We start from the raw sequence: 9,638 nt of genomic DNA, 5'->3' as shown, positions 1-9,638 counted from the left end.
CCGAGCCTGGCCGTGAACGCCTTCACCCGGTCCGGATCGACCTGGTTCCACCAGACGCCGTCGTATTTCAGCGAGCTCGCGACGATCACGCCGTCGGCGACCGAAAGGATGTCGCCGACGTTCTCGGGCGTCACGCCGCTGCCGACCAGCGTCGGCAGGTTCGCCGCCTCCTTGATCATCCGGATGTAGGACAGCTCGGCCACGTGGCCGGTGCGCTGGCCGGTCGCGATCACGACATCGGCGTCGAAGAAGACGAGATCCTTGACCTGCTCCTCGACCGGCCGGTCGGCGACGATGGCATGGGCGCCATGCTTCACATGCGCGTCGGCGAAGATGCGGATGCCCTTGGCCCGAAGCTGGGCGCGGTAGCGCATGGCGCGCGCCGCCTCGCCTTCCACGAAGCCCTCGTTGGCGACATAGGCGTTGGCCCACTGATTGACGCGCACGAAGGCGGCGCCGGCTGCGCTGGCGATGGCGAGCGCCGGGATCGCGGCATTGGCCAGAACGTTGATGCCGATCGGGCGGCCGAGTTCGCGGCGGATGCGGTCGGCGACCACCGACATGTGCGCGGCCGTCTCGGGGCCGATCGCGTCGGGTTTGGAAAACGGCACGTCGCCGTGGTTCTCGACAATCACCCCGTTGCAGCCGCCCTCCAGATAGGCGCGCGCGTCGTCGAGGCCGCGCTGGTAGATCGTCTCGACAGCCTCGCCGTCGTGGCGCGGGCTTCCCGGCAGCGGCGCGAGGTGCACGACGCCGATGATCGCGCGGCGGCTGCCGAAGATGTCGTGGAGCGCATCGCCGGATGCCTGTCCGATGGGCTTGGATGGGGTGCTCATGCGCTCTCTCTCGTATGCCATGTCTGAAATTCGTCGCGGCTCGGGCCGCAGCCGAAGGTGCCGGCCCGCGTGACGGCCACCGCCGCCGCCCGGGCCGCGAGGCGAAGGGCCGGCTCGAATGCGTCGCCGAGCGACAGCCGGGCGGCCAGCGTGCCGCAGAAGACGTCGCCCGCTCCGCTCGTGTCGAAGGCCTTGGCGGGTGCGGCCGGATGGAATCGGGGCGCCGCAGCCGGGGCCGGTATCGCGGCATACCCTTGCGCGCCGAGCGTGACCACCGCCGCGCCGCCGCCCATGCGGGCGAGGCGTTCAGCGATCCGGCCGGGCTCGCGCTCGCCGGTCAGCGCCTCGCCCTCGCCGCGGTTGACCACGGTGACGGCCGGTGCGCCGGGAAGGCCGTCGGCACGCTCGTCAAGCGGACTGGCGTTCAGCACCGTCAGGAGGCCGAGCACGCGCCCCGCCTCGAGTGCCGCGCGCGTCGCGGCCGGGGTCAGGTTGCCCTGCAGGACGAGCGCGTCGCCGGCACGCGCCGCCGCCTGCCATCCGCTCGAGGCCGGGTCGAAGGAGCGCGCGCAGGCAACAGCGCTCACGATCTGGTTCTCGCCCGTCTCGTCCACCATGATGGCGGAGCGGTCGGTCGGCAGCGGCAGGGCGGTGAGGCCATGATCCGAGAGACCGGCCTCGACGAGCCCCCGGCGGACGAGCGCCGCCTCGGCGTCGGAGCCGACGGCCGACCAGAGCGTGACCTCGGCGCCCGCACGCCACGCCGCGAGCGCCTGGTTGGCGCCCTTGCCGCCGAGCGCGACGCTGCAATCGATCGCATTCAGCGTCTCGCCGCGCTCCGGAAAGCGGGCGAGACGGAATGTCGTGTCGAGACAGGCGTTGCCGACGACATGGACGGGCATCCGGCCGGGCTCCCTACTTCGCGGTCGCCCAGTCGAGCATCGCGCCGAAGAGCTTGGCATAGCCTTCCCAGCGGATGAACTCGCCCGGCAGCCAGTGCGGGCCGACGTCGGAGGTCCAGACCACCGAGCGGCCCTGCCCATAGGTGCCGGTGACGAGGAGCGGCTGCGAGCCGTAGTCGGACGAGACCGTCGCCAGAACCTCGGCGCCCGGCTTCAGCTCCACCTCGTTGTAGCCGAGGAGCACAGGCCACTCGGTGCCCAGATCCTTCAGGATGGGATGCGAGGCCTCGCCGGTGACCACGGGCGAGAAGCCCTCGGGCACCTCGACGCGGTCATCGAAGCGCAGGCAGGTGACGGGCAAGACGTCCTCGACCGGCGTGCGGGCATAGCGCGCGCCGCCGTTGATGCCCTGGAAGGAGTAGTAGCCGCCGAACATCAGGAGCGCGCCGCCCTGGTCGACGTAGTCGCGCAGGAGCTTCAGCCGGTTCGGCGTCGTCTTGGAGTGAATCCAGGTATCGGGATGGAGCAGCAGCGTGTTGGCACCGATGTCCGACAGGATCACCGCATCGTATTCGCGAAGGGCCTCCATCGTCTGCGGGAAGTCCTTCTGCGCCGCATGGGCGGGCATGAAGGTGATGTCGTAGGCGCTGTCCTTCAGCGCGGCCAGAAGCTCGTCGGCGCCCTGGTGGTAGGTCACCGTCGGGAACTGGTCGAAGCCCTTGATGTGGGTCGCGGTCGACACCCAGCTCTCGCCGGCCAGAAGCACCTTCTTGCGGGTCATTTTCGATTTCCTTGTCAGACGAAGAACGGGGTCAGGCGGCCGAAAAGACGGCGCGCGGATTGTCGGTCATGATGGCGTCGATCACCGCTCCCGGCACGCCGTGGCGCTTCAGGCGCGGCACGAAATGGCGCAGCACGTGGGCGTAGCCGAAGCCGCCGTAGCGGGTGAGCATCATCTTCAGGAAGACGTCCTGGCTGAGGAGGATGCGGTCGGCGAAGCCCTCGTCCACCAGAGTGCGGATCGCGCGCGCGTTCTCCTCGTCGGAGGGGCACTGGGCGTCCTGGTCGGCATAGTAGTAGTCCATGCCGATCATGTCGTATTCCAGAAACGCGCCGCGCCGCGCCAGGCTCGTCTGGTAGGGGATGTCGTCGTGGCTCGGGTTCATGTGGCAGAGGACGGTGTGCCGAAGGTCGGCGCCCTCGCCTTCCACGACGTCCAGCACCTCGTGCGCCAGGCGCTCCCAGCCCGGAAGGTGGATCGAAAGCGGCACGCCGGTGCGCGCCGAAGCCCGCGCCGCGCCCCGAAGCGACTTGCGCTCCTCGGGCGTGAAGTCCTTGGACACGCCGACCTCGCCGATGATGCCGGCCATGATCTCCGGCCGGTCCTCGGTGCCGCCGACGTCGCGCACTATCAGTTCGGCGACCTCGTCGACGTCCATGCCCTGCAGCCAGCCGGGATGGCTGAACTCGAGGTAGAAGCCCGAGCCCATCACGATCTTCAGTCCGCTCATGCGCTGGATGCGCCGCAGCCCTTCCGGGTCCCGCCCGATGCCGAAGTTCGTCGGGTCCACCACCGTGTGGCCGCCGAGCGCCTGGAACATCCTCAGTTCCGACAGCGCGAGGTCGCCGTCGTCGAGCGAGACGTTGTCGCGGTTCATGTAGGGGTTCATGCGCAGCTCGCCGATGATCTCGATGCGCACGGGGCCTTCGTGTCGCACCGGATCGGGCGGGTGGCACGGACAGCGCCAGGACTTGGCGCCGTCGAGGAAGACGTGCTCGTGCATCAGCGTGACGCCCATGTCGGACACGGGGGACGGGCCATCCACCGTCATCACATGGCCGGAGCGCACGCCGATGCCCGATGGCACCCCGCGCCGGCCTGCCGGATCCCGGAAGTCGAGCGCCATCGGATCAGCGCCCGCGCGAGGCGCCGCGGAACAGGCGGAAGTTCAGCCAGATCGCGACGAGGATGATGCAGCCGGTGATGATCGGCGTCAGGAACGGCGACATGTGGGCGAGGATCAGGCCGTTGGCGATGACGGCGACCGTCAGCGCGCCGAGCACGGTGCCGACCATCGTCCCGCGTCCGCCGAAGAGCGACGTTCCGCCGAGCACAACGGCCGCGATGACGTCGAGCTCGAACCCCTGGCCGGAGTTCGACGAGCCGGAGCCCAGCCGCCCGGCGAGGACGACACCGGCGAGCGCGGCGGCCGTCGACGAGAGCATGTAGACGCTGAGGAGCGTGCGCCGGACGTCGACGCCCGCGCGCCGCACCGCCTCCTTGTTGGCGCCGATGCCCGTGACGTAACGGCCGAAACGCGTGCCGTTGAAGGCGAGATAGGCCGCGAGCAGCACGGCGAGCGCGATCCAGGCGGGGATGGGGACGCCGAGGAACCAGCCGCGGCCGAGGGTCACGAACATGCTGTCGGGCTCGATCGGGATCGAGTAGCCGCCCGTGATCAGCAGCGCGACGCCGCGGATCACCGAGAGGCCGGCAAGCGTCACGATGAAGGCCGGAATGCCCTCGTAGGCGATGAAGAAACCCTGCAGCGCGCCGATCAGGGCGCCGAGCGCCAGCATGGCGAGGATCGTCAGCGGCCACGGCAGGCCCCACTGGAGGAGCGCCGCCGAGAGGGCGCAGACGAGGGCCAGGACGGAGCCGACCGAAAGGTCGATGCCGCCCGTCGTGATGACGAAGGTCATCGACGCCGCGACGATGAGGAGCGGCGCGGACTGTCGGACGATGTTCAGGAGATTGGGGGCCGACAGGAAGGCGCCGGTGGTCAGGCTGAACAGGAGGCAGACCAGGATGAAGAAGATCGCGATCGAGCCCACCGCGCCGTTGGCGATGAAGCGGTCGCGGAAGGTGGCCTTGCGCACGCGCGGCGGCGCTGCCGCGTGGAGATGGGCGCTGCCGCCCGCGATCCCGGAACTCATGCCCGTGCTCCTTGCCCGTCTTCGCCGCGCGCCGAGCGCGCCTGGAACTTGCGCCCGACGATGAGGTTCACGACCTCCTCGATATTGGTGTCCGCGATGCGCCGTTCGGCGACATTGCGGCCCTCGTACATGACCTGGATGCGGTCGCAGACGAGGAAGAGGTCCTGCAGCCGGTGAGTGATCAGGATCACCGAGACGCCGCGCGCCGAGACGGTGCGGATGAGCTCGAGCACGGCTTCCACCTCGGCGACGGCGAGCGCGGCCGTCGGCTCGTCCATGATGAGGACCTTCGGCTCGAACGAGGCGGCGCGGCCGATCGCGATCGACTGGCGCTGCCCGCCCGACAGGTTCTCAACCATGAGACGCGTGTCGGCGATGACGATGCCGAGCGTCTCCAGCATGGCCCGCGCCTCGTCGTGCATCCGCCGCTTGTCGAGGAGGTTGATCCCGGCGAGCCGCCGCCGTGGCTCGCGGCCGAGGAAGATGTTGCCGGCAACATCCACCGTGTCGCAGAGCGAGAGGTCCTGGTAGACCATCTCGACATGGGCGGCGCGCGCGTCCGCCGGCGAGGCGAAGGCGACCGCCTGCCCGTCGATCTCGATCGTGCCGCCGTCGGGCACGACCGCGCCGGACAGGACCTTGGACAGGGTGGACTTGCCGGCCCCGTTGTCGCCGACAAGGCCAAGCACCTCGCCCGGCGCCAGATGCAGCGACACGTCGCTGAGCGTCTGGATCGGGCCGTAGCGCTTGGAGATGCCGGTCATCCGGACACGGTCGGGGGTGGCTGGCATGACGCCGCTCCGTCTGGAGGGAAACGGGGAGCGGACGGGCCGGAGCCCGTCCATCGAGCCGCTTGCGCGGGGGCGCCTTACTTGAACATGCCCCGGAACTGGTCGACGTTCGCCTTGGTCACGATCGTCACCGGGATGTTGATGATCGGCTCGATGCTGCCGCCCTTCTTCAGCTTTGCCAGCGCCTCGACCGCGGCCTTGCCCTCGCCGGCCGGGTCCTGCTGGACGACGGCGGCGACCCAGCCCTCGTCGATGCCCTTGACGGCCTGCGCGGTGAGGTCCCAGCCGAAGACTTTCACGTCACTCTGGCGCCCCTGGCTCTCGACCGCCGAGACCGAGCCGATCAGCGCCGGCTCGCCGGTCGCGTAGAGCGTCGTCATCGTGGGGTTGGCGGTCATCAGGTTCTCGGCTGCACCGAGCGCCACGTCTTGGACGTTCTGGCCGTCGACCGTGTCGAGGAACTCGACCTTGGCGCCGCTGTCGCCGACCGCCTTCTTGAAGCCGTCCAGGCGCTGGTTCTGGATGAAGGAGTTCAGCGCGCCGACGACGCCGACCGTCGCCTCGCCCTTCATCTGCGACTTGACGTAGTCGGCATAGAACTTGCCGATCTCCTCGCCCGCCTTCATGTTGTCGACGCCGACGAAGGCGACGTTGTCGCCGTTCGGGATCTGCGCGTCGATCGCGATCACCGGGATGCCGGCCTTCTTGGCCTCGGAAATGGCGGGCTTCACGCCGTTCACGTCGATAGCGATCAGGATGATGCCGTCGACCTTCTGCGTGATGTAGTTCTCGATCGCCGTGTTCTGCGCGGCGGGGACGTTGTTGGCGTCGAAGATCACGAGTTCGGCGCCGGCGGCCTTGGCCGCGGCCTTCGCGCCGTCGTTGATCTGGTTGAAGAACAGGGCCTGCTGGTTGATCGTCACCAAGGCGTAGGTCTCGGCGAGCGCTGCCGAGGCGTTGCCGGCCAGAACCGTCAGGGCGACGGCGGTGCCGGCGAGGAAATGGGAAAGGCGCATTTTCCGATTCTCCATGATCAAGGGCCCGATCCAGGGGCCATGCCATCGTCGGCACCAGGAGAATTCAAGAGACTTGAACGCTTGTCAACTGAATTGCGCAAGCTGTTGGCAATCCGTCTGCTTGTGCAGAAATTGTGCAGCGCCGCATCGAAATTGTGCGCCGCTCCGCATTGCTGAGTTCAGCCGTGCGCGCCTTGTTCCCGCGCGGGACACGGCCCAGCCTGCCTAGAACGTGGGCGGCGTGTTGACCCAGAAGATGCTCGCGCGCTTCGTCCCGCTGTTGCGGTAGTGATGGGGACGCTCGGACTGGAACGCGAAGGAATCGCCTTCGCGCAGCCGGAACGACCGGTCGTCGACGATCAGTTCCACCTCGCCGGACACGACATAGCCGACCTCCTCCCCGACGTGCCGGATCGGTCCGGCGCTCGCGCCGCCGACGTCGATGTGGTGGATGTTGCACTGGAGGAGATGGCCGGCGGAATAGGGGATGACGCGCTCGAGCGTCACGCCGTCGCCCTGCCGCAGCGGATCGAGCGTGATCATGGGCCGCTGGCCGGCGCGGAACACGACGCCCTCCTCGCCGTCGACCTCCTCGAACATCCGGCCGATATTGGTGTCGAGCGCCTCGACCAGCCGGTGCAGCATCGGCAGCGAGGGCGAGGCCTTGCCGTTCTCGATCTTGGAGAGGAGACTTTCCGAACAGCCGGCCGCCGTGGCCAGCCCCTTCAGAGTCATGCCCTTGGTCTGGCGCGCCAGCTTCAGACGGACACCAAGCTTGGCCGAGGCCTCGCCGGTGCCTCGCGCCGCATCCACAGGCAGGGTGTTCGTATTCATCGCCACGGGTCCCGCGTCATCACAAGGAGACTAGACGGGAACCGGGACGCGTTTTCAAGTCACTTGAACAAGATGCAATGGGGATCGGCAGGCAGAAGCCGCGTGTGAGACGCGCGTCAGCACGCGCTATCAATCCGGCCTGCTGCGTGGCACGCTCGCCCGACGCGACGTTTCCTCCGGACGTTCAGCGGGCGACGATGCGGTCCGCCTTGACCAGGGAGACCCAGTCGCCCTCGATCTCGGCGGAGGCCTTGGCCCAGAATTCGTGCTCGTGGCCCCAGGGGCGGCCCGCCGCCTCCCAGAGCTGGTAGGCGCGGTCGCGCACCCGCTTCGTCGCATCTTCGAGGCAGCCGGTCGAGATCGAACAGGCGGCACCTGACAGGGGATGATGGCTCAACATGGTCATGGTCGGCCTCCGCGGTTTCTGCAGCGCGATCGGACATTCGACGCCACCCGCATGATTTGGAAAAAACGCGTAGATCGGGCCGGCACCGGACTTGTCGAGGCCCTCGCGAAAATTGTCTTCGGTCCTCCCTAAAAACCTGAGCGGACCCGCAGGGCGGCTCGCTGCCCGGCCTCGATCAGAGTCGATCCATGAGCGGCTGACGAGGTGCGATCTCCAAGCGCATCGCCGTCCGGGCGACAGCGTAGTCGGAAGCACGAGCGAAGACGAACGTCGGAAGGTGCCGACCGCCACCACGCCCTCTCCTCCAGCGGGGCGCCTTGAGGGACGGATACGCTGCCGCGAAGGCAGCCTGTTTCCCACAACGCCGGCGCAAAAGGACGCTTTCGTCCCGGGCCCGGCAATCGCTGGGACGGCTCGCGAACACACGTCGTGCCCGCCATCGAATGGGCCGCCTGACCGACTGCCCCCGATCTCTAGATCGCGAGCGCGACGGACCCCGCTGACGCCGGCGCCCGGCCGTGCGCCGCCTTTTGCGCATACATCGCGGCGTCCGCGGCCATGAGGGTGACGGCGACGTCGTCGCCCGGATGCCAGACGGCGCCACCAGCCGAGACGGCCACCTGCAGCGACCCGCAGGGCCCTGCGAGTTCGACGGCCGCCGCCTGCCGGAGGCCTTGGAGGCGGCTATCGAGAGACGCCTGCGTCGTCTCCTCAACAATCAGATGGAACTCGTCGCCGCCGACGCGCGCGACCACCTCGCCGGGACGGAGCATCCCCGCGAGCCAGGCGCCCACGCGCCGGATCGCCTCGTCCCCCGTGCTGTGACCGAACGTGTCGTTGATCGCCTTGAGGCCGTTCAGATCGACGACCGCCAGCGAGAAGTTGCAGCGCGAATAGACCGCCTCGTCGCATCGGTCGGCCACCATCGTGTCGAACCCGCGCCGGTTCGAAAGTCCCGTCAGCGCATCCTTGAACGCGGCCTTCGCCAGACGCTTCGTCGGGGTGATGTTCTGGCAGATCGTGAGGATGCGGAAGACCTCGCCGGTCTCCTCGTCGATGCAGGGCGAGAGCGTCGTCCGATACCAGTCGCCGGTCGGGGACATCTCGCCCCGCTCCTCGAACTGCATCGAGCGCCGCGTGCGGACGCACACCCCGTAGCGGTCGGTCAGCATGCTGGCCTTCGCCGCCGGCACGCAGTCCTCGAAGGCCAGCCCGGCGAGGCTGTCGCTCGAGCGGCCGGTCTCGCTCTCGGCCGCGCGGTTCAGGCCGACGATGCGAAAGTGCGGCCCGGGCTCGACGTTGACCACGAAGATCGGCACGTCTATGGCGTTCAGGCTGATGGTCAAGTCCACGCTGCGCCCCTTAGTTGCCGCTGCGTCACATTGCGCGGACCGTGGTTGAGAAATGGCTAATCATCGACAGCGCGATGTTTGGCAGGCTTACCATCCGGGCCCTGGAAGATGCCGCCGTCCCCCTCGAGGGCGCTGCTGTGGAAGCTAGTTACGCCTCCCCGCGCGACCGACCGGCTTTGGATTTGCCCATCGACGAACCGGATATCGGCTCATCTGCCCGCCGGTCTTCGCCCGCCGCCTTTCGACCGCACCGAACGCCCCGGCTTTGTGCAGCGCACACGCTTGCCGCCCGTTTCATCATCGCATAGCGTCCCTTCACCGGGACGTGACGGGATTCTTTCCCGCCACTCCTGCTCGTTCCACGAACCCGACGAGGTCGCCCGTGTCTTCTTCTCTCCGTTCGCTCGCCTGCCGCCTATTTGCCGGGACCGTGCTTCTCGGATCGGTCGCCGCGGGCTCGGCGGCCCTGGCCGAGACCCCGGCCGACACGCTGGTGATCGCCAACGGCATCGACGACATGAAGTCGCTCGACCCGGCCGAAAGCTTCGAGTTCTCGGGGCAGGA

General features: G+C 68.4%; 10 protein-coding genes and 1 pseudogene. 1 reads left to right on the top strand and 10 read right to left on the bottom strand.

Annotated features, from left to right (window positions below; genetic code table 11):
- The 10 genes from QZ753_RS01745 to QZ753_RS01700 form a co-directional block, all read right to left on the bottom strand.
- The coding region (locus QZ753_RS01745) for a BtpA/SgcQ family protein (RefSeq protein ID WP_294640653.1) at positions 1–836 on the bottom strand (836 nt) is incomplete at its 3' end.
- Positions 833–1,738: a PfkB family carbohydrate kinase gene (locus QZ753_RS01740; RefSeq protein ID WP_294640651.1), complete on the bottom strand. Its 906-nt coding sequence runs from the start codon at positions 1,736–1,738 to the stop codon at positions 833–835. The genes QZ753_RS01745 and QZ753_RS01740, both read right to left, overlap by 4 nt.
- A gap of 13 nt (positions 1,739–1,751) precedes the next feature.
- Complete coding sequence (locus QZ753_RS01735; protein ID WP_294640649.1) at positions 1,752–2,519, bottom strand: glutamine amidotransferase; 768 nt, start codon at positions 2,517–2,519, stop codon at positions 1,752–1,754.
- A gap of 31 nt (positions 2,520–2,550) precedes the next feature.
- Positions 2,551–3,645 carry a phosphotriesterase-related protein gene (locus QZ753_RS01730; RefSeq protein WP_294640647.1) on the bottom strand — a complete coding sequence of 365 codons (1,095 nt, stop codon included), beginning with the start codon at positions 3,643–3,645 and terminating at the stop codon, positions 2,551–2,553.
- Positions 3,646–3,649: 4 nt separating this feature from the next.
- Complete coding sequence (locus QZ753_RS01725; protein WP_294640645.1) at positions 3,650–4,675, bottom strand: ABC transporter permease; 1,026 nt, start codon at positions 4,673–4,675, stop codon at positions 3,650–3,652.
- Complete coding sequence (locus tag QZ753_RS01720) at positions 4,672–5,466, bottom strand: ATP-binding cassette domain-containing protein (protein WP_294640642.1); 795 nt, start codon at positions 5,464–5,466, stop codon at positions 4,672–4,674. The genes QZ753_RS01725 and QZ753_RS01720 overlap by 4 nt, the downstream gene beginning before the upstream one ends.
- A gap of 77 nt (positions 5,467–5,543) precedes the next feature.
- Positions 5,544–6,482, bottom strand: coding sequence for a substrate-binding domain-containing protein (locus QZ753_RS01715; RefSeq protein WP_294640640.1), 939 nt, complete (start codon positions 6,480–6,482; stop codon positions 5,544–5,546).
- A gap of 225 nt (positions 6,483–6,707) precedes the next feature.
- Positions 6,708–7,316, bottom strand: coding sequence for a cupin domain-containing protein (locus QZ753_RS01710; protein WP_294640638.1), 609 nt, complete (start codon positions 7,314–7,316; stop codon positions 6,708–6,710).
- Positions 7,317–7,500: 184 nt separating this feature from the next.
- Positions 7,501–7,722: a DUF2934 domain-containing protein gene (locus QZ753_RS01705; RefSeq protein ID WP_294640636.1), complete on the bottom strand. Its 222-nt coding sequence runs from the start codon at positions 7,720–7,722 to the stop codon at positions 7,501–7,503.
- Positions 7,723–8,195: 473 nt separating this feature from the next.
- A complete protein-coding gene (locus QZ753_RS01700) occupies positions 8,196–9,074 on the bottom strand; it encodes a sensor domain-containing diguanylate cyclase (RefSeq protein ID WP_294640633.1) in 879 nt (292 codons plus the stop codon).
- Between the two features lie 382 nt (positions 9,075–9,456).
- Here QZ753_RS01700 and QZ753_RS01695 point away from each other — a divergent pair.
- Positions 9,457–9,638: pseudogene (locus tag QZ753_RS01695) on the top strand (ABC transporter substrate-binding protein); the annotation flags it as partial.

Origin of the sequence: uncultured Aureimonas sp. (assembly GCF_913775355.1) — a bacterium.
Taxonomy (GTDB): Bacteria; Pseudomonadota; Alphaproteobacteria; order Rhizobiales; family Rhizobiaceae; genus Aureimonas.
The sequence above is the reverse complement of the archived record's forward strand: the minus strand, read 5'-3'. Positions and strand labels throughout refer to the sequence as shown.

What these genes read in the sequence shown, in the direction of transcription:
- QZ753_RS01710 (WP_294640638.1), bottom strand. Translation starts at nt 7,316, where the DNA reads ATGAATACGAACACCCTGCCTGTGGATGCGGCGCGAGGCACCGGCGAG.
- QZ753_RS01730 (WP_294640647.1), bottom strand. Translation starts at nt 3,645, where the DNA reads ATGGCGCTCGACTTCCGGGATCCGGCAGGCCGGCGCGGGGTGCCATCG.
- QZ753_RS01715 (WP_294640640.1), bottom strand. Translation starts at nt 6,482, where the DNA reads ATGCGCCTTTCCCATTTCCTCGCCGGCACCGCCGTCGCCCTGACGGTT.
- QZ753_RS01705 (WP_294640636.1), bottom strand. Translation starts at nt 7,722, where the DNA reads ATGACCATGTTGAGCCATCATCCCCTGTCAGGTGCCGCCTGTTCGATC.
- QZ753_RS01735 (WP_294640649.1), bottom strand. Translation starts at nt 2,519, where the DNA reads ATGACCCGCAAGAAGGTGCTTCTGGCCGGCGAGAGCTGGGTGTCGACC.
- QZ753_RS01740 (WP_294640651.1), bottom strand. Translation starts at nt 1,738, where the DNA reads ATGCCCGTCCATGTCGTCGGCAACGCCTGTCTCGACACGACATTCCGT.
- QZ753_RS01720 (WP_294640642.1), bottom strand. Translation starts at nt 5,466, where the DNA reads ATGCCAGCCACCCCCGACCGTGTCCGGATGACCGGCATCTCCAAGCGC.
- QZ753_RS01725 (WP_294640645.1), bottom strand. Translation starts at nt 4,675, where the DNA reads ATGAGTTCCGGGATCGCGGGCGGCAGCGCCCATCTCCACGCGGCAGCG.